The 23,567-nt window shown below is 75.6% G+C and carries 22 protein-coding genes; 11 read left to right on the forward strand and 11 right to left on the reverse strand.

Annotated features, from left to right (window positions below; translation table 11 throughout):
• The first annotated feature begins 85 nt into the window (after positions 1 to 85).
• The 4 genes from BMW27_RS20485 (at position 86) to araA (ending at position 5,109) form a co-directional block, all read left to right on the forward strand.
• Complete coding sequence (locus tag BMW27_RS20485) at positions 86 to 1,138, forward strand: LacI family DNA-binding transcriptional regulator (protein WP_245743764.1); 1,053 nt, start codon at positions 86 to 88, stop codon at positions 1,136 to 1,138.
• A gap of 106 nt (positions 1,139 to 1,244) precedes the next feature.
• Positions 1,245 to 2,909: a xylulokinase gene (locus BMW27_RS20490; protein ID WP_245743765.1), complete on the forward strand. Its 1,665-nt coding sequence runs from the start codon at positions 1,245 to 1,247 to the stop codon at positions 2,907 to 2,909.
• Entirely contained in the window at positions 2,906 to 3,586 is a 681-nt protein-coding gene (locus BMW27_RS20495; protein ID WP_091447814.1) for an L-ribulose-5-phosphate 4-epimerase, read from the forward strand. The genes BMW27_RS20490 and BMW27_RS20495 overlap by 4 nt, the downstream gene beginning before the upstream one ends.
• A gap of 14 nt (positions 3,587 to 3,600) precedes the next feature.
• The gene (gene araA, locus BMW27_RS20500; RefSeq protein ID WP_091447816.1) at positions 3,601 to 5,109 is read left to right on the forward strand and encodes an L-arabinose isomerase; all 1,509 of its coding nucleotides are present in this window, start codon (positions 3,601 to 3,603) and stop codon (positions 5,107 to 5,109) included.
• A 147-nt stretch (positions 5,110 to 5,256) separates the two neighbouring features.
• Here araA and BMW27_RS20505 read toward each other — a convergent pair whose 3' ends face one another.
• Positions 5,257 to 6,480: an arginine deiminase gene (locus BMW27_RS20505; RefSeq protein ID WP_091447818.1), complete on the reverse strand. Its 1,224-nt coding sequence runs from the start codon at positions 6,478 to 6,480 to the stop codon at positions 5,257 to 5,259.
• A 93-nt stretch (positions 6,481 to 6,573) separates the two neighbouring features.
• Between BMW27_RS20505 and BMW27_RS20510 the strand changes: the two genes are divergently transcribed.
• Together BMW27_RS20510 and BMW27_RS20515 are read left to right on the forward strand one after the other, a co-directional pair.
• Complete coding sequence (locus BMW27_RS20510; protein WP_091447819.1) at positions 6,574 to 7,341, forward strand: SDR family oxidoreductase; 768 nt, start codon at positions 6,574 to 6,576, stop codon at positions 7,339 to 7,341.
• 5 nt (positions 7,342 to 7,346) lie between these two features.
• Positions 7,347 to 7,952 (forward strand): hypothetical protein, encoded by a 606-nt coding sequence (locus tag BMW27_RS20515; protein WP_091448070.1) that lies wholly within the window; start codon positions 7,347 to 7,349, stop codon positions 7,950 to 7,952.
• A gap of 59 nt (positions 7,953 to 8,011) precedes the next feature.
• Here BMW27_RS20515 and BMW27_RS20520 read toward each other — a convergent pair whose 3' ends face one another.
• Both BMW27_RS20520 and BMW27_RS20525 read right to left on the reverse strand, forming a co-directional pair.
• A complete protein-coding gene (locus tag BMW27_RS20520) occupies positions 8,012 to 9,706 on the reverse strand; it encodes an FAD-binding oxidoreductase (RefSeq protein ID WP_091448072.1) in 1,695 nt (564 codons plus the stop codon).
• 123 nt (positions 9,707 to 9,829) lie between these two features.
• Positions 9,830 to 10,585, reverse strand: coding sequence for a MerR family transcriptional regulator (locus tag BMW27_RS20525; RefSeq protein ID WP_091447821.1), 756 nt, complete (start codon positions 10,583 to 10,585; stop codon positions 9,830 to 9,832).
• A gap of 90 nt (positions 10,586 to 10,675) precedes the next feature.
• On the opposite strand from BMW27_RS20525, the gene BMW27_RS20530 reads away from it, so the two are divergent.
• A complete protein-coding gene (locus BMW27_RS20530; protein WP_091448074.1) occupies positions 10,676 to 11,287 on the forward strand; it encodes a DinB family protein in 612 nt (203 codons plus the stop codon).
• A gap of 10 nt (positions 11,288 to 11,297) precedes the next feature.
• Positions 11,298 to 12,200: a haloalkane dehalogenase gene (locus BMW27_RS20535; RefSeq protein ID WP_091447822.1), complete on the forward strand. Its 903-nt coding sequence runs from the start codon at positions 11,298 to 11,300 to the stop codon at positions 12,198 to 12,200.
• 84 nt (positions 12,201 to 12,284) lie between these two features.
• Here the strand turns inward: BMW27_RS20535 and BMW27_RS20540 are convergent, their stop codons facing one another.
• The 5 genes from BMW27_RS20540 to BMW27_RS20560 form a co-directional block, all read right to left on the reverse strand.
• Positions 12,285 to 12,731 (reverse strand): YdeI/OmpD-associated family protein, encoded by a 447-nt coding sequence (locus BMW27_RS20540; protein ID WP_091447824.1) that lies wholly within the window; start codon positions 12,729 to 12,731, stop codon positions 12,285 to 12,287.
• A 75-nt stretch (positions 12,732 to 12,806) separates the two neighbouring features.
• Entirely contained in the window at positions 12,807 to 13,640 is an 834-nt protein-coding gene (locus BMW27_RS20545) for an ABC transporter permease (protein WP_091447826.1), read from the reverse strand.
• On the reverse strand, positions 13,637 to 14,635 hold the full coding sequence (locus BMW27_RS20550) for an ABC transporter ATP-binding protein (protein WP_091447827.1): 999 nt from the start codon (positions 14,633 to 14,635) through the stop codon (positions 13,637 to 13,639). Before BMW27_RS20550 ends, BMW27_RS20545 begins: the two co-directional genes overlap by 4 nt.
• A 42-nt stretch (positions 14,636 to 14,677) precedes the next feature.
• Positions 14,678 to 15,058, reverse strand: coding sequence for an antibiotic biosynthesis monooxygenase (locus BMW27_RS20555; RefSeq protein WP_091447829.1), 381 nt, complete (start codon positions 15,056 to 15,058; stop codon positions 14,678 to 14,680).
• Between the two features lie 81 nt (positions 15,059 to 15,139).
• Positions 15,140 to 15,739, reverse strand: a complete 600-nt coding sequence (locus BMW27_RS20560; RefSeq protein ID WP_091447830.1) for a TMEM165/GDT1 family protein — start codon at positions 15,737 to 15,739, stop codon at positions 15,140 to 15,142.
• A gap of 351 nt (positions 15,740 to 16,090) precedes the next feature.
• On the opposite strand from BMW27_RS20560, the gene BMW27_RS20565 reads away from it, so the two are divergent.
• Positions 16,091 to 17,167 carry an MFS transporter gene (locus BMW27_RS20565; RefSeq protein ID WP_245743766.1) on the forward strand — a complete coding sequence of 359 codons (1,077 nt, stop codon included), beginning with the start codon at positions 16,091 to 16,093 and terminating at the stop codon, positions 17,165 to 17,167.
• Here the strand turns inward: BMW27_RS20565 and yczE are convergent.
• The gene (gene yczE / locus BMW27_RS20570; protein ID WP_091447833.1) at positions 17,160 to 17,783 is read right to left on the reverse strand and encodes a membrane protein YczE; all 624 of its coding nucleotides are present in this window, start codon (positions 17,781 to 17,783) and stop codon (positions 17,160 to 17,162) included. The two genes, BMW27_RS20565 and yczE, sit on opposite strands and share 8 nt — an antisense overlap.
• 58 nt (positions 17,784 to 17,841) lie before the next feature.
• Here yczE and yczR point away from each other — a divergent pair, with 58 nt between their 5' ends.
• Complete coding sequence (gene yczR, locus BMW27_RS20575) at positions 17,842 to 19,275, forward strand: MocR-like transcription factor YczR (protein WP_091447835.1); 1,434 nt, start codon at positions 17,842 to 17,844, stop codon at positions 19,273 to 19,275.
• Positions 19,276 to 19,281: 6 nt separating this feature from the next.
• Here yczR and BMW27_RS20580 read toward each other — a convergent pair whose 3' ends face one another.
• Positions 19,282 to 20,136, reverse strand: a complete 855-nt coding sequence (locus BMW27_RS20580) for a helix-turn-helix domain-containing protein (RefSeq protein ID WP_139206948.1) — start codon at positions 20,134 to 20,136, stop codon at positions 19,282 to 19,284.
• A 27-nt stretch (positions 20,137 to 20,163) separates the two neighbouring features.
• On the opposite strand from BMW27_RS20580, the gene BMW27_RS20585 reads away from it, so the two are divergent.
• Positions 20,164 to 20,643 carry a VOC family protein gene (locus BMW27_RS20585; protein ID WP_091447838.1) on the forward strand — a complete coding sequence of 160 codons (480 nt, stop codon included), beginning with the start codon at positions 20,164 to 20,166 and terminating at the stop codon, positions 20,641 to 20,643.
• Positions 20,644 to 20,775: 132 nt separating this feature from the next.
• Here BMW27_RS20585 and BMW27_RS20590 read toward each other — a convergent pair whose 3' ends face one another.
• Entirely contained in the window at positions 20,776 to 23,484 is a 2,709-nt protein-coding gene (locus BMW27_RS20590) for a diguanylate cyclase domain-containing protein (protein WP_245743767.1), read from the reverse strand.
• Positions 23,485 to 23,567 lie beyond the last annotated feature (83 nt).

A 23,567-nucleotide genomic window follows, 5' to 3' on the forward strand; every position in this document is an offset into this window, starting at 1 on the left:
GGGGGCGGCCCCGCGGAGCTGCCGCGGGGCCGCCCGGCAGGGCATCGACCGAGGCGGCCACGGGCCGGCTCCTCGACGGGGAGGGGTGACGGTGGAGCCCGAGGGGCCGAGCCGAGCGCTGGTCATGTCGGACGTCGCAGCTCGGGCCGGCGTCTCCCACCAGACGGTGTCCCGGGTCATCAACGGGCACCCCAACGTCGCGCCGCAGACCCGCGAGCGCGTCGAGCGGGCCATCCGCGAGCTGGGCTACCGGCCGAACACCGCCGCGCGGGCCCTGGTCACCGGCTCCACGCGGACCATCGGGTTCGTCACGGTGAACATCAACCAGTACGGCCCGGCGCAGACCCTGGTCGGCCTGGAGCGGGCGGCGCGGGCAGCCGGGTACTCACTGAGCGTCACCGTGCTCGACGAGGCCACCGCCGACGCGATGCGCGACGCCGTCGACCGGTTCGTCGCCCAGTCGGTGGACGCCGTCCTGGCGCTGGCCACCTACGACGACGCCGTCGAGGCGCTGCACGCGGTGGACGCCCCGCTGCCCCTGGTCACGGTGCAGAGCGGCGGGGCGCTCGAGGAGCCCGCGGTCGGCGTCGACCAGGGCGCCGGCGCGCGGCTGGCGACGCGGCACCTGCTCGACCTCGGTCACCGCACCGTCCACCACGTCACCGGCCCGGCCGACTCCGCGGAGGCCCGCGACCGGGTCGAGGGCTGGCGCGCCGAGCTGACCGCCGCGCGTGCGCCCGTCCCGGTGTGCCTGCACGGCGACTGGTCGCCGTCCTCGGGGTACGAGGCCGGCCGCCGGCTCGCCGCGCGCAGGCGCGCCGGTGAGGAGGTCACCGCGGTCTTCGTCGCCAACGACCAGATGGCCCTGGGCCTGCTCGCGGCGTTCCACGAGGAGGGGCTCGAGGCGCCGCGGGACGTCAGCGTCGTCGGCTTCGACGACCTGCCCGAGGCTCCCTACCTGACCCCGCCGCTGACGACGGTCCGGCAGGACTTCGCCGAGCTCGGCCACCGTGCCGTGGAGCTCGTGCTGGCCCGGCTGGCCGGCCGCGAGCTGCGCCCGCAGCCGGTCACACCGGTCCTGCTCGTCCGCTCCAGCACCGGCCCCGTCCCGGCGGTGCGTACACCCGCGGGGGTGTGACGCTGTCCTTGTTAGCGCTAACATCCCCGCGGCGACGCAGCCGTCCGGCCGTCGTCGGAGCCGCCGGGCGGAGGAGGACCATCCTGGAGCGAGAGGGCCGCGAGAGATGACGACGGATGCCGGCGAGGCGATCACCGGAGGTCGCACGGCCCTGGGGATCGAGCTGGGATCGACCCGGATCAAGGCAGTGCTCATCGGCCCGGACCACGCTCCGCTCGCGGTCGGCAGCCACGACTGGGAGAACCAGTTCGTCGAGCGGCGGTGGACGTACTCGCTGGAGGCCGTGTGGGCGGGGGTGCAGCAGAGCTTCGCGGCTCTGGCGGACGACGTGCGGCAACGCCACGGGGTCGAGCTGTCGACGGTCGGCGCGCTCGGCGTGTCGGCGATGATGCACGGCTACCTGGCGTTCGGCGTCGACGGTGAGCTGCTCACGCCGTTCCGCACCTGGCGCAACACGAACACGGGTCGATCAGCCGAGCGGCTCAGCGCGGAGTTCGGCGTCAACATCCCGCACCGGTGGAGCATCGCGCACCTCTACCAGGCGATCCTGGACCGCGAGGACCACCTGGGCCGGCTCGACCACCTGACCACCCTGGCCGGCTACGTGCACTGGCAGCTCACCGGCGAGAGGGTCCTCGGCATCGGCGATGCCAGCGGCGTGTTCCCGATCGACGTCGGCACCGGCGGTTACTCCGCTCCGATGCTGGACCGGTTCGACCAGCTGGCTGCCGAGGCCGGGGTCGAGCTGACACTCGCGGACCTGCTGCCCAGGATCGCGTCCGCCGGCCAGCCGGCCGGCGAGCTCACCGAGGCGGGCGCTGAGCTGCTCGACCCGACCGGGCGGCTGCGTCCCGGCATCCCGCTGTGCCCACCCGAGGGTGACGCGGGCACGGGGATGGTCGCCACCAACTCGGTCGCTCCGCGCACCGGCAACGTCTCGGCCGGGACGAGCATCTTCGCCATGGTCGTGCTCGAGCGCGAACTCACCCGGGCGCACCGCGAACTGGACCTCGTGACCACGCCGGCCGGCGACCCGGTGGCGATGGTGCACTGCAACAACGGGGCCAGTGAGCTGAACGCCTGGGCCGGTCTGTTCACCGAGTTCGCCCGGGCGCTGGATCCCGAGGTGGACCCGTCGGCGGTCTTCGAGATCCTGTTCTCCGCCGCGCTCGGTGGTGCCGGCGACGGCGGGGGGATGCTGGCCTACAACTACCTCTCCGGAGAGCCGATCACCGACCTCGAGGAGGGGCGGCCGCTGTTCGTGCGGTCGCCGGACAGCAGGTTCGACCTCGCCACCTTCATGCGGACGCACCTGTTCGCGTCCCTCGCCACGCTGCGGATCGGCATGGACGTCCTGCAGAAGGCCGAGGGCGTGCGGCTCGACCGGATGTTCGCGCACGGCGGCCTGTTCCGGACCAAGGGCGTGGCCCAACGCTTCCTGGCCGCCGCGATCGACACCCCGGTGTCCGTGGGGGACGTCGCTGCCGAGGGCGGCGCCTGGGGGATCGCCGTCCTGGCTGCGTTCGCCACCCGCCGCTCGCCGGGGCAGGACCTGGCCGACTACCTGGACACGACGGTCTTCACCGGCACCAGCCTGCAGACCGCTCAGCCCGAGCCGGCCGACGTCGCCGGCTTCGACGCGTTCATGCAGCGGTACGTCGCCGGGCTGCCGGTCGAGCGGGCCGCCGTGGACCACGTGGGGATCGGCCACCCGCGGATCGCCGACGCCGAGACCACGACCGCCGCCCGTCCCGAGGAGCAGCCGGCATGACCACCACCCAGCCCCGCACCGAGCGGGGTACCCATCGCGCGCAGCGGGAGCACGTCGCCGCCCTGCACGCCGAGCTGACCCGCAACCAGCTGGTCACCTGGACCTCCGGCAACGTCTCCGAGCGGGTGCCCGGCGAGGACCTGTTCGTCATCAAGGGCAGCGGCGTCCTCTACGACGAGCTGACGTGGGAGGGCATAACCGTCTGCGACCTCGACGGCAACGCCGTCGACGGGGTCAAGCGGCCCTCCAGCGACACCGACGCGCACGCCTACGTCTACCGGCACATGCCGCAGGTCAACGGGCAGGTGCACACGCACAGCCCGTACGCCACGGCCTGGGCAGCGCGGGCCGAGCCGGTCCCGTGCGTGCTCACCGCGATGGCCGACGAGTTCGGCGGACCCATCCCGATCGGCCCGTTCGCGCTCATCGGCGACGACTCGATCGGCCGCGGCATCGTCGAGACACTGCGCGACTCGCGCTCGCCCGCCGTCCTCATGCAGAACCACGGCGTCTTCACGATCGGCCCGTCGGCCAAGGCGGCGGTCAAGGCCGCGGTCATGACCGAGGACGTCGCCCGCACGGTGCACCTGTCCCGCCAGCTCGGCGAGCCCCTGCCCATCGCGCAGTCGGACATCGACTCGCTGTACGCCCGCTACCAGAACGTCTACGGACAGTGAGGAGAGGTCCCATCGTGGTCGCCGACCCCTTCGAGGGGCACGAGGTCTGGTTCCTGACCGGCAGCCAGGGGCTGTACGGCGAGGAGACCCTGCAGCAGGTCGCCGAGCAGTCGCAGCGGGTCGCCGCGGCGCTCGACGAGGCCGCCGAGGTGCCCGTCCGGGTGGTGTGGAAGCCGGTGCTCACCGACGCCGCCGCCATCCGGCGGGCCATGGGCGAGGCCAACGAGGACCCGGCCTGCGTCGGCGTCGTCACCTGGATGCACACCTTCTCGCCCGCGAAGATGTGGATCAGCGGGCTGGACGCGCTGCGCAAGCCGCTGCTGCACCTGCACACCCAGGCCGACGCCGCCCTGCCGTGGGCGACGATCGACATGGACTTCATGAACCTCAACCAGGCCGCGCACGGCGACCGGGAGTACGGGTTCGTGCTGACCCGGCTGCGGATGCCGCGGACGACGGTCGCCGGCCACGTGTCCAACCCGCGGGTGCGCTCGCGGGTCGGCTCGTGGGCGCGGGCGGCCACGGCGGCGGCCGCGGCCCGGTCGCTGCGGCTGGCCCGCTTCGGGGACAACATGCGCGACGTCGCGGTGACCGAGGGGGACAAGGTCGAGGCCGAGATCCGCTTCGGCATGTCGGTGAACACCTGGGGCGTCAACGACCTCGTCGCCGTGGTGGACGCCGTGGACGACAAGGCCGTCGACGCCCTCGTCGAGGAGTACGGCGACCTGTACGAGTTCGCCGACGGCGCCCGCCCGGGCGGGCCGCAGCACGAGGCGGTGCGCTACCAGGCCCGCATCGAGGCGGCGCTGCGCAGCTTCCTGGAGGACGGCGGGTTCACGGCGTTCACCACGAACTTCGAGGACCTCGGCGGGCTGCGCCAGCTCCCCGGGCTCGCCGTCCAGCGGCTGATGGCCGACGGCTACGGCTTCGGTGGCGAGGGCGACTGGAAGACCGCGGCGCTGCTGCGCACCCTCAAGGTGGCCGCGGCCGGGCTGCCCGGAGGCACCTCGTTCATGGAGGACTACACCTACGACCTCGCCGGGACGCCGAAGATCCTCGGTGCCCACATGCTGGAGGTCTGCCCCACCATCGCGGGCGACCGGCCGCGGGTGGAGGTGCACCCGCTTGCCATCGGCGGCCGCGAGGACCCGGCACGGCTGGTGTTCACCGCGGCGCCGGGCGAGGGCGTCGTCGTCGGCTGGTGCGACCTGGGCGACCGCTTCCGTTGGGTGGCCAACGAGGTCGACGTCGTGGAGCCCGACGAGCCGTTGCCCAACCTGCCGGTGGCCCGTGCGGTGTGGCAGCCGCGGCCGGACTTCGAGACGGCGACCGAGGGCTGGCTGACCGCGGGCGGGCCGCACCACACGGTGCTGTCGACCGCGGTCGGCGCCGACGAGCTCACCGACCTGGCCGAGGTCTTCGCGACAGAGCTGGTGCTCATCGACGCCGACACCACGCGGCGTTCGCTGGCGAAGGAGCTGCGCTGGGGCGCGGCCTACCACCGCCTGGCCCAGGGGCTCTAGCGGGAGGACCCTCTGCCCCCGCCGCTCGCAGGCTCGTGGCGGGACCCTGCAGAAGGGCCGCCGACCTGCGGGGAGTCGTGCTCTGCCCACCGTGGTGGGCAGAGCACGACTCTGCACGGGTGGACCCCTGCGGTCCGTGAGGTCCGGTCAGAGCGGGTCGCGGCGGACGGGGCAGGACATGCACCTCGGCCCTCCGCGGCCGCTGCCGAGCTCGGAGCCGGAGATCCGCACGACCTCGATGCCGGCCGCCTCGAGCGCGGCGTTGGTGACGGTGTTGCGCTCGTAGGCCACCGCCAGCCGCGGGGCCAGCGCGAGGGTGTTGTTGCCGTCGTCCCACTGCTCGCGCTCGGCGGTCACCGGGTCCAGGCCGGTGTCGATCACCCGCAGCCGGTCGATGCCCATCGCGGCGGCCGCGGCCTCGAGGAACGGCGCCGGGCCGCGGACGACGAGGTCGGTGGTGTCGTCGTCGTCCGGCGTCACATCGGCGGTGACCGTCCAGGCCACCAGCGAGGAGGCGACGGCGGGGTACACGACCATGGCGTCGACGTCGACCATCGTGGCGATGGTGTCCAGGTGCATGGTCGCCCGCTGCTGGGCGATCGGGACGACGAGCACCGTGTGCGCCAGGCCGCGGGCGAACACCCGCCGGGCCAGCCGCTCCGCGCCGCCGGGCGTGGTCCGCTCGCCGACGCCGACCGCGACCACGCCGGGCGCCAGCAGCAGCACGTCACCGCCCTCGAGGTGCTCCAGCGAGGCGTCGTAGAGCTGCTCGGCGCCGGCGAAGCGCGGGTGGTGGGCGTAGACCGCGGCGGTGATCGTGCTCTCCCGGTGCCGCGCCGGCATCGCCAGCGAGGTCACCGCGACCTGGTCGCCCACCCACACCGACGAGTCGCGGGTGAACAGCAGGTTGGGCAGCGGGGGGACGACGAAGTCGCCGCGGGCCATGAGCTCCCAGGACAGGCCGCGGGCGCCGGGCAGCTCGTCGTGTGCCACCCCGGCCACCAGCGCGCGGGCTAGGTCCTCGGGGGAGAGGTCGGCCAGGTGCGCGGCGGCGGTGCGCTTGAGCGTCGCGCCCAGCCGCGGGTCGTCGACGGCGGCCGTGATCAGTTCCGCGCGGGCTGCGGGGTCGGCGAGGACCTCGGCCAGCAGCCGGTCGAGGTACAGCACCTCCACGCCGCGGCTGCCGAGCTCGGCGGCGAAGGCGTCGTGCTCCTCCTGCGCCCGGCGCACCCACGGGACGCCGTCGAAGAGCAGCTGGTCGTTGTTGCGGGGCGTGAGCCGGCGCAGCTCGGCTCCCGGCCGGTGCAGCAGCACGGTCCGCAGCGGCCCGACCTCGCTGGTGGCGCCTCGGACGGCGGCGGGTGCGATCATGCGCCGAGGCTGGCACACGAGGTGTCCCGGTCGCTGGATACGGTGCTCCGGCCGGGGGCCGACGACGTCCCCACGACGTCGAGGAGACAGCCCGTGCACCTGTTCGACCTCACCGGGAAGGTCGCCGTCGTCACCGGCGGCACCCGCGGCATCGGCCTGATGATGGCCCGCGGGCTGCTGCAGGCCGGCGCGTCGGTCTACATCAGCTCCCGCAAGGCCGAGGCCGGCGAGCAGGCCGTCGCGGAGCTGTCGCGGTTCGGCACGGTCGAGTCGATCCCGGCGGACGTCTCCACCGAGGCCGAGTGCCTCCGGTTGGCCGCGGAGGTGGGCCGCCGCGAGGAGCGGCTGCACGTGCTGGTCAACAACGCCGGCGCCACCTGGGGCGAGCCGTTCGGGACCTTCCCGGCCTCGGCCTGGGACAAGGTGCTCGACCTCAACCTCAAGGCGCCGTTCTTCCTCACCCGCGCCTTCCTGCCGCTGCTGGAGGCCGCGGGCACCGAGGACGACCCGGCCCGGGTGGTCAACGTCGGCAGCATCGACGGGCTGCACGCGCCGTCCCTGCCGACCTACTCCTACTCGGCGAGCAAGGCCGGCGTGCACCACCTCACCCGGGTCCTGGCCAAGGAACTGGGGCCGAAGCGGGTCACGGTGAACGCCGTCGCCCCGGGGCCGTTCGAGTCCAAGATGATGGCCGCCACCCTGGCCGCCCACGGCGACGAGATCGCCGCGTCGTCCCCGCTCGGGCGGATCGGCCGGCCCGACGACATGGCCGGCGTCGTCGTGTACCTGGCCAGCCGGGCCGGTGCCTACGTCACCGGCGCGGTCATCCCGGTGGACGGCGGCCGCGCCACCACCCTGTGACGCGGGTGGCCCGGCGGCTGCGGTTCGACGGCTGGATCCTCGGGGCCGGCACCGCGTCGGGTACCCGCGTCGTCGTCGGGCACTGGCCCCGCTCGCCGCTGGGGCCGCTGTCCGACGTCATGGTGCAGCGACCGGACGGCGCCCGGCTGTTGCTGGCCCCCACCCGGGATGCCGCGGACTTCGTCGCCGCCACCTACGCCTTCGACGAGGTGCGGCTGGTGCCGGTGGTGGTGCAGCGGCCGGACCCGCGGACCTGGGCGGTGACGGCCGGCCCGCTGCGGCTGCGGGTCACGACCGGCCGCCGTCCGCCGCTGGGCCGGCTGCTGCGCGCCGTCCCGCCGCCGCTGGCCCGCACCCCGGTCTGGGTGGGCCTGCTGGACCGGCCGGCGCGGCTGCTGACCGGCCTGCGCACCACCGGCTCGGCCGGCAACGGCCGCACCGAGTGGTACGGCGTGCAGGACCTGCACCTGGTCACCGCGCTCGACGCCAGCTGGGACGGCGAGCCGCTGGGCGCGCTGGCCCCGGTGCACCCGCCGGTCACCTTCGGGTTCGGCTCGGTGCCGCCGCGGCCGAGCCTGGCGCGGGTGACGACGACGGTGCAGCTGCCGTGAGCGGCGTCCGAGCAGCCGTGCGGCTCGCAGTGGTGATCCGGTGATCGTCGCGGAACGGCTCAGTCGGGCAGCAGGACGCCCGGGTTGCAGACGTTCCGCGGGTCGAGCCGCTGCTTGACCGCGCGCAGCACCTCCACGCCCAGCGGGCCCACCTCGCGCTCCAGCCAGGGACGGTGGTCGGCCCCGACGGCGTGGTGGTGGGTCAGCGTGCCGCCTGCGGACAGCAGCGCGTCGGTCGCGGCGCGCTTGGCCGAGAGCCACTGCTGGATGGGCAGCGCGTCGTCCCGGTCGGCGAGCACGGTGACGTACAGTGAGGCGCCGGTCGCGTAGACGTGCGAGACGTGGCTCATCACCAGCGGCCGCTTCCCGCGCCGCCCCAGCGCCTCGCGCAGCGCCCCGCGGACGGCGTCGTGCACGGTGGGCAGCGCGGTCCAGGTGGCCGCGGTCTCCAGCGTCTCGACCAGCAGTCCGGCGTCCAGCAGGCTGTCGCGGGTGTAGGGCGCGGCGTAGCGGTGCCTGCGCCAGGCCTCTCCGACGCGCCGGCCCAGCCGCACGGCCCCGGCCCCGCGCAGCACGGAGGCCGCCGCCCGCCGCCGCGCGCGCACCGCCGCCGGCAGCCCCTCCCAGCCGACGACGAGCAGGCAGCCCGCAGCCCGCCGGCGCAGCCGCAGCGAGCCGCGGAGCAGCGACGCCCCCGCGCGGGAGCCGTCGAGCAGCTCGGCCCGGGTCTCGTCGGGGTCCGACAGCCGGACGACGTCCGGCAGCAGGTCGTGCCGGGCCATCCGCTGCAGCCCGGCCAGCCCCGCCTCCCATGACCGGAAGGACCAGCCCTCGTAGTGCCGCGTCCGCGGCTCGGGCCGCACCCGCAGCGTCAGCTCGGTGATGACGCCGAGCGCCCCCTCCGATCCCAGGGCCAGGCCGAGCAGGTCCGGGCCGGCCGCCGACGCCGGCGGCGACCCGAGCTCGAGCACCCCGGAGGGGGTGGCCAGCGTGAGCCCCGCGACCAGGTCGTCGAAGCGGCCGACGCCGGTGGACGCCTGGCCCGCCGAGCGGGTGGCCGCGTAGCCGCCCATGGTGGCGAACTCCCAGCTCTGCGGCAGGTGGCCGAGGCTCAGGCCGTGCCGCTCCAGGTGCTCCTCCAGCGTCGGACCGCGCACGCCCGGCCCGACGGTGACCAGGGACGACGCGACGTCGAGGGCGTGCACCGAGGTCATCCGGCCCAGGTCGACCGAGATCGAGGGCCGGTCGTCGGCGTCGACGCCCGACAGTCCGCCGACCACGCTCGTGCCGCCGCCGAAGGGGACCGCGACCACGCCGAGCTCGCTGCACAGCGCCAGCAGGGCGGCGGTCTCCGCGGTGCTGCCGGGCCGGACGACGGCGTCCGGGGCGTCGGAGGCGTCACCCTCCCGCCGACGCAGCAGGTCCAGGTAGCTCTTGCCGCCGGCGTGCCGCAGCCGCGCCTCCCGGTCGGTGCTCACGTGCTCCTCGCCGAGCAGCTCGGCCAGCCGCAGCCGGCCGTCCTCCGCCAGCCGGGAGGGCGCCAGCCGGATCTGCGTCACCGGCACCGGTGGGGTGCGCCGCGGGGTCCAGCCCAGCTCGCGGGACAGGTGCCGGCGGGCGGCCTTGGGCAGCACCTCGGCCAGGTCGGGGAAGGCGGACGCCTCGACCCCACCGGCGTCGCCGTCCTCCGCCCGGGTCCCCGTCGCGTCGCGGGGACCCCACCCCTGGATGGTCAGTTCCGGCTGCTCGGGCACGGCCACAGTCTGCCGGTGCCCGGCCCCCGAGCCCTCGCGGAGCTGTCGGGCGGCGAGATCGCCGATCTCGCCCGGGTCCGCGCCCGCAACCGGGCCGGACCGCCGAACTCGCCCGGTCCTCCCTCAGCCCCCCTGGCGGGCGGCGTTGGCCTGGACGGCGGTGCTCACGTACTGCGCGAGGCCCGGGGCGACCTGCTCGTAGTGGGCGGTGAACCGCTCGTCCTCGACGTACATCCGGCCCAGGCCGGCGTGCATCTCGGGCGGGCAGTCGTAGAAGTTGCGGCTGATCTGCTGCCGGTGCTCCTCCGCGACGTCCATCGCCTGCTCGGAGTCCGCGGGGACGCCCGAGTGCAGGGCCTCGGCGAAGCGCCGCTCGACGTCCTCGCCCTCGGCCTTGACCCGGACCCAGTCCTCCTTGGTGTAGCTGCGGGTGCGCCGCTGGGACTGCGCCCACGCCTCCGTGTCCCCCCAGCGCTCCTCGGCCTCCGCCTCGTACTCCTCGGGCAGCCAGTCGCCGAACAGCTCGAACCGCTCCTCCGGGGTCAGCGAGATCCCCATGTGCCGTGCCTCCATCTCCTTCTCGACGGCCGCGACCATGGCCCGCGTCCGCTCCATCCGGTCGAGCAGCAGCCGGTGCTGCCGGCGCAGGTGCTCGGCCGGGTCGGCGGCGGGGTCGTCGAGCAGGGTCGCGACCTCCTCGAGGGGGAACCCGAGCTCGCGGTAGACCAGCACCTGGTGCAACCGGTCGAGGTCCGACGGCGCGTACCGCCGGTACCCCGCCGCCGTCCGGCCGGACGGCGACAGCAGCCCGATCCGGTCGTAGTGGTGCAGCGTGCGCACCGTCACCCCGGCCAGCGCTGCGACCTGACCCACGTTCACCGGCTCCTCCTCCCTGACGGGGACGAGTGCACAGCCTGACGTGGCGTCAGGGTCAAGCTCGATGCCACCCGGGTGCGGCAGGGTGCCGGCATGGACGAGAAGAGGGCCCTGCTCGAGTACCTGCGCGCCCGCCGGGCCGACCTGCTCACCAAGCTCGACGGCCTGGGGGAGTACGACGTCCGGCGGCCGATGACGCCCACCGGCACCAACCTGCTCGGCCTGGTCAAGCACGTCTCGTACGTGCAGCTGGGCTACTTCGGTGAGGTGTTCGGCCGGCCGAGTGGGCGGTCCTACCCGTGGGACGACGGGGGCGAGCAGGACGCCGACATGTGGGCGGCGCCGGAGGAGACCCGCGCCGACGTCCTCGAGATCTACGCGTTCTCCGCCGCGCACGCCGACGCGACGATCGAGGAGCTGGCGCTCGACGCCACCGGCACGGTGCCCTGGTGGGGTGAGGAGCGCCGGCACCCGACCCTGCACACGGTGCTCGTGCACGTGGGCGTGGAGGTCGCCCGGCACGCCGGGCACGCCGACGTCCTCCGCGAGCTGATCGACGGGTCGGCCGGGGTGAGCTCTCCGGGGGACAACCTGCCCGAGCGCAGCGCGGCCGAGTGGGCGGCCTTCCGGGAGCGCATCGAGGACGCCGCGCGGCAGGCGGCCGGCCTCCCCACCCCGAGCGGTGCGCCGCCGGGAGATGGGTGAGGATCGCAGCATGGCCGCCGACGTCTCGCCCGACGACCCGTTCCCCCGCCAGCGCGTCCGGGTCGACCGCCGGGCCGACGGCAACCTGCAGATGGCCTACGTCGAGGCGGGGGAGGGCGACCCGATCGTCTTCCTGCACGGCAACCCCACGTCGTCCTACCTGTGGCGCAACGTCATCCCGCACGTGCAGCACCTCGGCCGCTGTCTCGCGCCGGACCTCATCGGCATGGGGGAGTCGGACAAGCTGCCCGACCCGACCCGCGGCAGCTACTCGTTCGCGGCCCACGCCGGTTTCCTGGAGCGGTTCCTCGAGGCGGTGGGCGCCACCGAGCGGGTCACCTTCGTGCTGCACGACTGGGGCTCCGCGCTGGGCTTCGACTGGGCACACCGCCACCCCGGTGCGGTCCGCGGCATCGCCTTCACCGAGGCGCTGGTCGTCCCGCTGACCTGGGCCGACTGGCCGGCCGCCGCGCGGGGCATCTTCCGCACCATGCGCGGACCGGACGGTGAGGCCGCCGTGCTGGAGAAGAACGCGTTCGTCGAGCGGATCCTGCCGGCGTCGGTCGCCCGCGGCCTGAGCGCGGAGGCGCACGCCCGCTACCGCGAGCCCTTCACCGATCCGGCGCACCGCTGGCCCACGCTGGAGTGGCCTCGGCAGCTGCCGATCGAGAACGTGCCGCCGAAGGTCCGCGACGTCGTCGCCCGGTACGGCCAGTGGCTGCGCACCAGCGACGTCCCGAAGCTGTTCGTCAACGCCGACCCGGGCTCGATCCTGGTCGGCCGGCCGCGGGCGTTCGTGCGCAAGTGGACGGCGCTGACCGAGGTGACCGTGCCCGGTGCGCACTTCGTGCCCGAGGACTCGCCGCACGAGATCGGCCGGGCGCTGGCCGACTGGATCCCGACCCTGCGCTGAGCAACGTCGCCGGCGCACCACCGGTCCCCTCGGCCCCTCCAGGGCACCGCCCGAGCGTGCGAGGGGCGGGGAGGGGGTCTGCTCTCAGCGCGTCCTGCGGCCCGCGCGCAGAGCCTCGGCGGTCTTCTCGACGCGGGCGGCGCGGGTCTCGGGTCTCTTGGCGTCCTCGACCCAGCGCACCCACTCCTTGCGGTGCGAGGGGGCCAGGCCGTCGAAGAAGGCCCGCGCGCCGTCGTCCAGCGCCGCGGCGAGGTCCTCGGGAAGCGGGGTCTCCCGCGGCGCGGTGTCCAGCTCCACCCGGACGTCGACCTCCTGCCCGGCCTGCAGTCCGGCGGCCTCGCGGTGCTCGGCGGCCAGCGGGATCCAGAACGCCCCGCCCATCGGCGCGACCGTCGTCCGGTAGCCGTACCCGCCGAGGGTGACGGTGACCGGCGGCCGCCTGCCCCCGCCGAGGGCCGCGACGACGTCGTCGGGCACCTGCAGCCCCGTCGCCGTCTTCCCGCTCTGCACGACCGTCGTCCGGAACTCCACGTCAGGAGGATAGGCGCGGCCCCCTGCAGGGACCCGCCGCGAGCCCGCGAGCGGCGGGGGCAGGGGGTCCTCCCCCTAGTCGAGTGCTCGGCGGCGGAACCCGATGAGGCTGGTCACCCCGAAGACGACGAGGAAGCCGGCCAGCGCCACCGCGCACAGCCACAGCGGCAGGTGCGGCACACCCGGCGCCATCTGGGCGCGCAGCGCCTCGCTGACGTAGGTGAGCGGGTTGAGCGCGCAGACCACCTGGAACCAGCGCAGCGTGTCCAGCGCCTGCCACGGGAACTGGGTGGACCCGGTGAACAGCACCGGCGTCAGGACGACGGCGAAGACGATGTTGATCCGGTTGGGCTTCACGAACGTGCCGAGCGTCATGCCCATCACCGCGCCAACCAGCGAACCCAGTACGAGGAACGCGGTCAGCGCCGGCAGGTCGCCCCACTCCACCGGCAGCGTGCCGAGCACCCACCAGCTGATCGGGAACATGACCGCCGCGGCGACCAGTGCCCGCAGCAGCGCGAACACGACCTTCTCGACGGCGACCAGCGCGGTGGGCAGCGGCGCGAGCAGCCGGTCCTCGATCTCCTTGGTGAAGGAGAAGTCGATGACCAGCGGGAAGGCGGTGTTCTGCAGCGCGGTGAGGAAGGCGGTCAGCGCGATCACGCCGGGCAGCAGCACGTCGGAGTACTGGCTGGTGGCGAAGCCGAGCTCGACGAGGACCTTGCCGAAGACGAACAGCAGGAACACCGGCTGCAGCACGACCTGCAGCAGGAAGGGCACCAGCTCGCGGCCGGTGACGAACACGTCGCGCCACAGCAGCGCGCGGAACGCCCGGCCGACGGCGGGCCGACCCGGCGCGGTGCCGCCGACCTCGACGACCAGCCCCGGTGCCGCCGTGTCCGTGCTCATCGCAGTTCCCGTCCCGTCAGGCTGAGGAAGACGTCCTCGAGGCTGGGCTCGCCGATGCGCACCCCGGTCAGCCGGGCGCGCCGGGCGGCCAACGCCTCCGACACCGGGCCGACCAGCGCCGCGGCGTCCCCGGAGAGGTAGAGGCGGGCGCGCAGCCCGGAGCCGTCGGCGACCTGCTCGACCTGCTCGACCCGCTCGGCCAGGGAGGCGAGCGCGGCCAGCACGGCCTCACCGGTGTCCTCGGGCGCGCGCTCGACGTCGATGTCGAGCGTGGCGCTGCCCGGCAGGGACCGGGTGAGCGCGGCGGGGGTGTCCAGGGCGAGCAGCCGGCCGGAGTCCATGATCCCGACCCGGTCACTGAGCGTCGCGGCCTCGTCCATGTCGTGCGTGGTGAGGAGGACGGTGATCCCACCGTCGCGCAGCTCCCGCACCCGGTCCCACACGAACAGCCGGGCCTGCGGGTCCAGCCCGGTGCTCGGCTCGTCGAGGAAGACCACCTGCGGGGCGTGCATCAGCGCACGGGCGATGAGCAGCCGCTGCGCCATCCCGCCGGAGTAGTCGTCGACCTTGTCCCCGCCGCGCCCGCCCAGACCCAGCTGCTCGAGCAGCGCATCGGCCCGGCGGTTGCGCTCGGCCCGGCCCACCCCGTGGTAGGCGGCGTGGAAGACCAGGTTCTGCCGGGCGGTGAGCGCGCGGTCGAGGTTGGGCCGCTGCGGCACCACCGACAGCCGGCTGCGGGCGGTGACCGGGTCGGCGGCGACGTCGACCCCGGCGACGCTGGCGGCGCCCGAGGTGGGCAGCACCCGCGTGGTGAGGACGCCGATGGTCGTCGTCTTGCCCGCGCCGTTGGGGCCGAGCAGGCCGAAGACCTCCCCGCGCTGCACGGCGAAGGAGATCCCGTCGACGGCGTTGACCGGCCGGCCGGGGTAGCGCTTGACGAGGTCGGTCACCTGCACGGCGGGGTCGGCCGGTCGCTGCGCTCCGCCCGTGTCCATCGGTGGCCATGCTGCCACCGCGACGAGCCGCGGCCGAATCGGTCACGCGGACAGCGCAGCAGCCGTCTCCAGCGTGGGGACGACGCCCTCGGTGCCGGGGTGCGACCGGTTGCTGAACTCCCGCATCCCCGCGTGCCAGCGCCGCATCGCCGCGCGGTGCGGGTCGGTGCGGACGAACGCGTGCACGGCCGCGTCGTCGTCCCACCAGGACACGGTGGTGAAGTGGCGGGCCAGCGGCTGGGCCCGCAGGTACAGGGAGCGGGCGCCCGGGGCGGCCATGGTCTGGGCCCTGATGGCCAGCGAGTCGCGGAAGAACGCCGGGATGTCGCGGAACCGGCGCAGGTGCAGGTGGGTGACCATGACGACGCCCGGGCCGTCGCCGACGTCCTCGGCGGTCCACGGCAGGTCGGGGATGAGTGGCACGGCGACCTCCTCGGTTCCTCCCCCGTGGAGGGGGACGCTAGGCCGCCCTCCAGCGGGCGTGCAGTGGCCTAGTGCCCTCCCTCAGCCCGCGAGCGCGCGCACCGTCTCCACCGCCGCGACGACGGCGAAGACGAGGAACAGCACCGCGGCCACCCGGCGGATCAGCGCCACCGGCAGCCGGTCGGCCAGCTTCGTGCCGAGGAAGACGGCCAGACCGGAGACGGTGAGCAGCGCGGCCCAGGCGCCGGCGAAGACCGACACCGGGTCGTCCAGGCGCGCGGCCAGCCCGGCGGTGGCCAGCTGGGAGAGGTCGCCCCACTCGGCGGCGAACAGCACGCCGAAGGAGATGGCGGCGACCTGGAGGAACGACCGGCCCTCCTTGCCCTCGGCCACGTCGGCGGCGTCCTCCGGCCCCTCCTGCGCGCTGCGCCAGAGCAGCACCGCACCGACCAGGAACAGCACCGCCACCACGCCGCTGACCAGCGCCTCGGGCAGCAGGGAGAGCAGGCTGCCCGCGGTGACCGCGATGGCGACCTGCAGGCCGAACGCCGTCCCGACGCCGACGAACACCGGCAGCGGCGGGAAGCGGGTGGCCAGGACCAGGCTGGCGAACAGCGTCTTGTCCGGCAGTTCGACCGGCAGGACGAGCACGAAGGCGGTCAGCACGACCGTCAGGGACACGGGGTTCTCACTTCCGTCAGGGCGCTGCCGGACGGATGGGGACAGCCTCCGACCGGCAGCTGCCGGTGGGTGGCGACTGCGGTCGAAGGTCTCGCCCACCCACGGCCGAGCGTGGGCCCGCTGACCGGGCACCCGGAGGCGCCAGCGTGTCGACCAGCGGACGGGGGGCTACTCCCCTTCTCGGCCGGAGAGCCTAGCCGAGCACGGCCGGGAAACCGGCTGCGGGCGGGGGTGACTCCCGCTACGGTCCGCGCCGTGCCCTTCCGTTGACGCCCGGCCGGAACGCCCCTGCCGCCCGCCGCCCGGCCGCTCGCCCGCCTGGCGGTGGGCTGGACCGCGCTGTCGGAGTTGGTGCCGCTCTACCCGCTCTACGCGCTGCTGTTCCTCGACACCGGGCTCTCCGCTGCCGACGTCTCGCTGCTGTTCGCCGCCTGGTCGGTCACCGCGGTGCTCACCGAGGTGCCGGCCGGGGCGCTGGCCGACCGGTGGTCCCGCCGGGGTGTGCTGGTCCTGGCCGGTGTCCTGCAGGCGGCTGCCTTCGCGGTGTGGACGGTGTCCCCGCAGTTCTCCGGCTTCCTCGCCGGCTTCGTCGTCTGGGGCGTGGCCGGCGCGCTGGTGTCCGGGGCGGTCGAGGCGTTGGTCCACGACGGCCTGGCCGAGGTGGGCGCCGAGGGCTGCTTCGCCCGGGTCAACGGCTGGATGACGTCGGCCGAGCTGCTCGTCCAGGTCCCGACGGCGGCCGCGGCCGCCGTGCTCTACGCACTCGGCGGCTACCCGCTGGTCGGCTGGGCCAGTGCCGCGGTCTGCCTCGCCTGGGCGGCGCTGGCCCTGCGGTTCCCCGAGCCGGCCCGGGAACCGGACGGCGAGTCGCTCCTCGGCACCCTGCGCAGCGGCGTGGCCGAGACCGTGCGCGTCCCCGCGCTGCGGCTCACCGTGCTCGCGGTCGCGCTGGTCGGGGCGGTGGACGCGGTGGAGGAGTACTTCCCGGTGCTCGCCGGCGACCGAGGGGTGCCGACGGTCGCCGTCCCGGTCGTCGTCCTGGGCATCACGCTGGCCGGGGCGCTCGGCGCCGCGCTGGGCGGCCGGGCCGACCGGCTGCCCGACCGCGCGCTGTCGGTGCTGCTGCTCCTCTCCGGCGTGCTGCTCGGGGCGGTGGCCGTCGTCCCCGGCCCGGCGGCGCTGGCCCTGGTGGCGGTCGCCTACGGGCTTTACCTGGCGGTGCTCGTGGTCGCCGAGGCGCGGTTGCAGGAGCGGATCGACAGCAGCCGGCGGGCGACGGTCACCTCGGTCGCCGGCCTGGTCACCGAGTTGGCCGCTCTGCTGGTGTTCGCCGCGTGGGCGCTGGGCGGCGTCGTCGCGGTGGCGGTGCTCGTGGTGGCCGTCGTCCCCGTGGTGGAGGCGGGCCTGCGCCGGCGGCCGGTCAGCTGACGCGGGCCGGGGCGCGGGGGAGGTCCACCGACACCCGGGGGAGCAGCACGTGCACGAGCGGGCCGATGGCCAGCGCGTACAGCACGGTGGCGACGCCCAGCGTGCCGCCGAGCAGCCAGCCGACGGCGACGACCGCGACCTCGATCGAGGTGCGCACCAGCCGCACCGAGCGGCCGCTGCGGCGCACCAGGCCGGTCATCAGCCCGTCGCGCGGACCCGGGCCGAGGTGCACGCCGACGTAGGCGGCGGTGGCGACGGCGTTGAGCGCGATGCCGAGGCCGACGAGCACGGCCCGGACGGGGAGGGACGACGGCTCGGGCAGGACGGCGAGCGCGGCGTCCAGCGCCAGGCCGATGACGACGACGTTGCTCACCGTGCCCAGCCCCGGCCGCTCGCGGAGCGGGACCCAGGCCAGGAGCACCAGCGCGCCGACGACCATCGTGACGACCCCGAGCGACCAGCCCAGCTGGCGGGCCAGGCCCTGGTGCAGCACGTCCCACGGCATGACGCCCAGGCCGGAGCGCACGAGCAGGGCCATCGACACCGCGTAGAGCACCAGGCCCGCGTAGAGCTGGACGAGGCGGCGGGCCGGCCGGGCGGTCAGGAACTGGTGCATGCCCCGATCCTCCGCCACGATTGGCCTGCAGACCACAGGCCAATCCGCGGGAGGTGGCATGGAGACGACGTCCGCGCGCTCGCTGGCCGTGCTCGTCGGCGACCTCGCCACCGACCGGCCGCCGCGCTACGCGGCGCTGGCCGGGCGCATCCGCCGGCTCGTCGCCGACGGCCGGGTGCCCCTGGGCACGCGGCTGCCGGCGGAGCGGGAGCTGGCGACGGCGCTGGCGGTCAGCCGGGCCACGGTCACCGCCGCCTACACCCGGCTGCGCGAGGACGGGTGGGCCACCGCCCGCCAGGGTGCCGGGACGTTCGCGGCCCTGCCCGCTGGGCCGCACCGCGGTGCGTGGGTGCCCGGGCCGGCGGACGACGGAGCCATCGACCTCGCCCACGCCGCACCCGGGGCACCCGCCGCCGTCCCGGCCGCCCTGGCCGCGGCGCTCGAGGAGCTGCCCCGCTTCCTGGGTTCCCACGGCTACCACCCCGCCGGCCTGCCCGACCTGCGGGCCCGGATCGCCGCGCGCTACACCGCCCGCGGCCTGCCCACGACCCCCGAGCAGGTGCTGGTCACCAACGGCGCGCTGCACGGGGTGTCGATCGGGTTCTCCGCGCTGCTGCGGCGCGGGCAGCGCGTGCTGGTCGAGCAGCCGAGCTACCCCAACGCCCTGCAGGCTGCCCGGGCTCTCGGCGCCCGCGTCGTCCCCGTCGCGCTCGACCTCGACGAGCCCGCGGCCTGGCTGGACGCCGCCGAGCGTGCGCTGTCCTCCGTCCGGCCCGCGGCGGCCTACCTGATGCCGGACTTCCAGAACCCGACCGGCGTCCTCCTCGACGCCTCCGGCAGGGAGCGACTGGCCCGGGCGCTGCGCCGCACCGGCACCCCGGCCGTGGTCGACGAGACGTTCGCCGAGCTCGGGCTGGACACGACGGCACCGCCGCCGCTGGCCGCCTTCGGCGCCGGCCACCTCTCCGTGGGGACGCTGAGCAAGGTGGCGTGGGGAGGTCTGCGGGTCGGGTGGGTACGCGCCGAGGCCGACGTCGTCCGCCGGCTGACCTCGGTGGCCGTCCGGACGTCGATGTCCGGGCCGGTCGTCGAGCAGCTCGCGGCCTGCGCGCTGTTGGACGGCCTCGACGAGTCGCTGACCGCCCTGCGCGAGCAGCTGCGCGAGCGTCGGTGGGTGCTGACCACCGAGCTGCGGCAGCGGTTGCCCGACTGGCGGGTGCCCACGCCGGCGGGCGGCCTGGTGCTGTGGTGCGGGCTGCCCTCGCCGCGTTCCCGTGCGGTGGTCGCGGCGGCCGAGCGGCTGGGGCTGCGGCTGGCTGCCGGCCCGCTGTTCGGCACCGGCCACGCCCTCGACGATCGGCTGCGGCTGCCCTACACGCAGCCGCCGCAGGTCCTGCGCCGCGGGGTGGTCCTGCTCGCGCGGGCCGACGCCGAGGCGACCGGGGCCCGACCGCCGGCGGACGCCGCCGACGGGCCGCAGCCGGTGGTCTGACCCGGCTCAGCCGGCGCCCCGGGCCGCGTGGGCCCGTCGCAGGTAGGCCGAGGGCGTCGTGCCGGTGACGGCCCGGAAGTCGCGGCTGAAGTGGGCCTGGTCGAACCAGCCCAGGGACGCCGCCAGGCCCGCCAGGTCGTCGACCCCGTCGGCGTCGATCGTCGCCGCGGCGTCCTGCAGGCGGTACCGGGAGAGCACCGCCTTGGGGCTCAGCCCGACGTAGCCCGCGAACAGCCGCTGCAGTGACCGGACGCTCATCGCACCCAGCGCCGCCACCTGCTCGACGCGGACCAGCGACCGGTCGGCGGCCATCCGCTCGAGCAGGGCGAGCAGCTCCTGGTACGCCGCGGGCGGGTCCGGAGCCAGTGGGGCGAGGGCCGCGTCGAGCACCGCCGCGCGGGCGCCGTCGTCCTCGACGGCGAGCACCGCGTCGAGCAGCCGGGGGGCGTCGAGGCCGAGGGCGGAGCCCAGCGGCGTCGCCGTGGCCCGGCCGGGGAACCGGCCGCCGAGGGCGACCCAGCCGCCCGGGCGGAACTCGGCCGCGGTCACCCGGCCGGTCCCGACGAGGTCGATGGTGAAGCGACGCGGCGTGACGCCGTGCACCAGGACGGCGGGCAGCGGGTGCCCGAACCGCGGCTCGGAGCCGGACTCCACCGACAGGTCCACGCCGGGGTGGCTGAGCACCTCGGAGCGGTGCGGCGGTCGGCCGGTCCGGTCCCACCGCACCGACCCGTACCGCTCCACGAACGGGGCCAACACCGGGGACACCGGGTCGTCACGGCGCAGACCCACCTCCCGGGCGGTCTCGGCCGGCCGCAGCAGGCCGCTCGCCGGACCTGTCGCGTTCGTCCAAGACGGCACGGCCGGAGCCCAGGCAGGCTCGGGGACATGGCGATCACGGACGGCCGTCCCGACGGCTACACCACGCTGACCCCGTTCCTCGTCTGCTCGCCCGCGGCCGAGGCGATCCGCTTCTACGCCGACGTCTTCGGCGCCACCGTCGTCCAGCGGATGGACGGCCCCAACGGCACGGTCGTGCACGCGGAGCTCGACCTCGGCCTCGGCCGGCTGCAGCTCGGCGATCCCAACGACGCCTACGGTCTGGTGGCCCCGAGCGGGCAGGAGGCGGACCGGGTGAGCAGCTCCACCTGCGTCTACGTCGCCGACGTCGACGCGGTGTTCGCCCGCGCCGTCGAGCGCGGCGCCACGGTGCGAGAGGAGCCGGCCACCTTCGTCACCGGCGACCGCTTCGCCTCCGTCTACGACCCGTTCGGCCACCGCTGGGCGGTCATGACGAAGGTCGAGGACGTCAGTCCCGGGGAGCAGGACCGGCGGCTGGCCGAGTGGGCGGCGTCAGGCGCGCAGTGACGCTCCGCTCACCCGGTGCTCCTCGCCCGGTGATCAGCTGAGCTGATCCCGTCGGGTCCTGGCTCACCACTGGTCGTGGGCCAGGACCCGCGACGGTGGTCCCAGCCGATCGTCGCGGGTACGGCGGAGCGGTCAGCGCCGCGTGCGGCGGGCGACGCGGGCGGCGAAGACGCCGGCGGCGTGGCCGTTGTCGATGTTGCTGACCACCACGCCGGGAGCCGCCGAGGTGAGCACCGTCAGCAGCGCGCCGAACCCGCCGAAGGAGCCCGGCTGCCCGGTCGAGGTGGGGACGGCGACGATCGGCACGTCGGTCAGCACACCGACCAGGCCGGGCAGCGAGGCGTCCAGCCCGGCGATGACGACCAGGCAGTCGACGTCCTGCGGCAGCGCGTCCCCGGGCAGCCCGGCGCGGAACCGGCTGCCCCCGACGTCGTCCACCCGGACCACCGCGGTCCCCGTGACACGGGCGGCGAAGGCTGCCTCGGCGGCCACCGCGAGGTCGCCGCCGACCCCGCACAGCACGCCGATCCGGCCGGCGGGTTCGGGCAGCGGCCCGACCGCCGCGGCCATCGACGCCGCGTCGACCGTCGTGCAGGCGTCGTGCTCGGCGGCCAGCGCGACCAGCGTCTCGGCGGGCGCGCGGACGACGACGGCGGGCCGGTCCGGGAACTGCCGGCGCGCCTCGCGGACCAGGGCGAGCACCTGCTCGGTGCTGCGGCCGGTGCCCCAGATGACGTCGGGCTCGCCAGGCGTCCCGGGGGCCGGCGCGGCCGGCGGGACCGCGGGCTCGACGGGTGGTGCGGCGGCCGGTGGAACCGGCGCCAGGGCCGGCTCGCCGGGGCTGCCGAGGCCCAGCGGCGGGTCGGCGGGCTCGACGAGGAGCGCGGCGAAGCCGCTGCTCACCGCGGTCGGGTCGGCCGGCGGGGGGACAGGCACGGCAGGGACCGCAGGAGCCGCCGCGGTCTCCCTCGGGGAGCGGGCGGCGGCCGTGTCGTCCCGGGGGGACCGGTCCGTCGCGGCCGGCCCGGGCAGCGTGTCCGGCGGGCTCCCGGCGGCCCGCGTCTGGGTCACCGCCGACAGCCGGACGACCCGGTCGCGGCCGGTGCGCTTGGCGTCGTAGAGGACGCCGTCGGCGGCGGCGAACAGCGTGCGCCGGTCGTCGCCGCGGGTGGCCGAGGCGATGCCGACGCTGATCGTCACCGGCACGGGGAGGCCCAGCGCGGCCCAGTCGGTCTCCGCCACCGCGCGGCGGCAGCGCTCCAGCGCGCGCTCGGCCTGCTCGGCCGTGGTGTCGGGCAGCAGGACGACGAACTCGTCGCCGGCCCACCGGCAGACCTCGTCGGTGTCGCGGCACCCGGCCACCAGGATCTCGGCGACCCGGCGCAGGACGTCGTCGCCGCCGGCGTGGCCGACGGCGTCGTTGACCTCCTTGAACCGGTCGACGTCCACGACGGCCAGGGCGGGTGTCGTCCCGCTGCCCAGCAGCCCGTCGAGGGTCGCCTCGGCGTAGCGCCGGTTGGGCAGGTGGGTGAGCGGGTCCTCGTAGGCCTGCCGGCGCAGCTGCCCGGCGGCCCGCTCGGTCTCCAGCAGGCTCTTGCGCCGGCCGAACAGCTCCACCCAGCGGGTGCGCCGCTCGTCGACCCGGTCCAGCTCGTCGGCCAGGTAGGCCTGCAGGTACGGCAGTGCCCGGCCGGCGTCGTCCAGTTCGGCGTGCAGCGTGCACAGCTCGCGCAGCGCGGCCCGGCGCAGCCGCGGCAGGCCGTGCTCGGTGGCCGTGGCGAGCGCCTGGGCCAGCTGCTCGTCGGCGTCGCGGCCGTTCCCCTGCCGGCGCAGTGCGCGGCCCAGGGCGAGCAGCGCCGCGGCGTGCACCGCCCGGTCGCCGGCGGTGGTGGCGTGGACGGCGGCCCGCAACGGTCCCGCGGCGGCGGCGTGCTCGCCCAGGCCCACCAGCGCCCAGCCGTGCACCACCTGCGCGGCCACGACCGCCTCGGCCGACTCCGGCGGCAGCAGGGTCAGCGCCTGCTCGGCCAGCGTGCGGGCCTCGGCGAAGTGCGGCTCGGCCGCGTCCGGGACGCCGTCGTCGAGCAGTGCCTCCCCGAACTCGGCGCACAGCTCCCCCAGGGAGCTGGCGGCGCGGGCGACCAGGAGGGCGGGGTCGCCGTCCTCCGGCCGCAGCGCCCCGGGGACCGCGGCGGCGGCCACCGCGGTCTCGTGCGCCCGCCGCTGGTAGTCCAGGGCCAGCGGCATCAGCTCCAGGTCGGCGAGCACGCCCGCGAGGTCGGTCAGGGTCTGCACCAGCAGCGCGGAGGGCGGCATCGCGGGGCCGAGCAGGCTGGCCGCCTCCACGGCCTCGTCCATGGCGGCGTCGGTGCGGCGGGACAGCAGCTCGATCCGGGCGTGCCGGGCCAGACCGGCGGCGCGCTGCAGCTCGTCCGCGGTGGCGTCGAAGGCGGCCTTGGCCGAGCGCACCAGCGCGATGGCCAGCGCCGCGGAGGAGGCGCGCGGGTCGCCGTCCTCCGATGCGCCGGCGCCGTCGATCAGCTCGGCCACGCCCGCGTGCAGGTCCAGCGCGGGCTCGACGGCAGCGCCGGACGGAGGTTCCACCGGGTCGCCGACGAGGGTGAAGCCGGCCTGCCGCAACCGGCGGACCAGCAGCTCGGCGCGCAGCGTGTCGGCCCAGGCCCGGCCCAGGTCGGTGGGACGGTCGGCGCCGCCGTCGCGCGGCGCGGGCGCCACGTAGGGGGAGTCGGTGCCGACGTCGGCCAGCAGCTCCTCGGCGTCGTCGAGCCGCCAGTTCGACAGGGCGGCGGTCACCCGGTGGTGCAGGGCTCCGGGAGGCACGAGCGCACTGTGCACGCCGCTGTCAACGGAGTCGAGCACCGGCAGGGGGGCACGCCGGGAGCCCGGTGCACTCCCGTCCCAGC

The organism is Geodermatophilus poikilotrophus (genome assembly GCF_900111455.1).
GTDB lineage: Bacteria > Actinomycetota > Actinomycetes > Mycobacteriales > Geodermatophilaceae > Geodermatophilus > Geodermatophilus poikilotrophus.

Excerpts from the sequence above, each read along its gene's own strand:
- BMW27_RS20535 (WP_091447822.1), top strand. The coding sequence starts at position 11,298 with ATGGCCGCCGACGTCTCGCCCGACGACCCGTTCCCCCGCCAGCGCGTC.
- yczR (WP_091447835.1), top strand. The coding sequence starts at position 17,842 with ATGGAGACGACGTCCGCGCGCTCGCTGGCCGTGCTCGTCGGCGACCTC.
- BMW27_RS20550 (WP_091447827.1), bottom strand. The coding sequence starts at position 14,635 with ATGGACACGGGCGGAGCGCAGCGACCGGCCGACCCCGCCGTGCAGGTG.
- BMW27_RS20530 (WP_091448074.1), top strand. The coding sequence starts at position 10,676 with ATGGACGAGAAGAGGGCCCTGCTCGAGTACCTGCGCGCCCGCCGGGCC.
- BMW27_RS20585 (WP_091447838.1), top strand. The coding sequence starts at position 20,164 with ATGGCGATCACGGACGGCCGTCCCGACGGCTACACCACGCTGACCCCG.
- BMW27_RS20490 (WP_245743765.1), top strand. The coding sequence starts at position 1,245 with ATGACGACGGATGCCGGCGAGGCGATCACCGGAGGTCGCACGGCCCTG.
- BMW27_RS20505 (WP_091447818.1), bottom strand. The coding sequence starts at position 6,480 with ATGATCGCACCCGCCGCCGTCCGAGGCGCCACCAGCGAGGTCGGGCCG.
- BMW27_RS20495 (WP_091447814.1), top strand. The coding sequence starts at position 2,906 with ATGACCACCACCCAGCCCCGCACCGAGCGGGGTACCCATCGCGCGCAG.
- yczE (WP_091447833.1), bottom strand. The coding sequence starts at position 17,783 with ATGCACCAGTTCCTGACCGCCCGGCCGGCCCGCCGCCTCGTCCAGCTC.
- BMW27_RS20545 (WP_091447826.1), bottom strand. The coding sequence starts at position 13,640 with ATGAGCACGGACACGGCGGCACCGGGGCTGGTCGTCGAGGTCGGCGGC.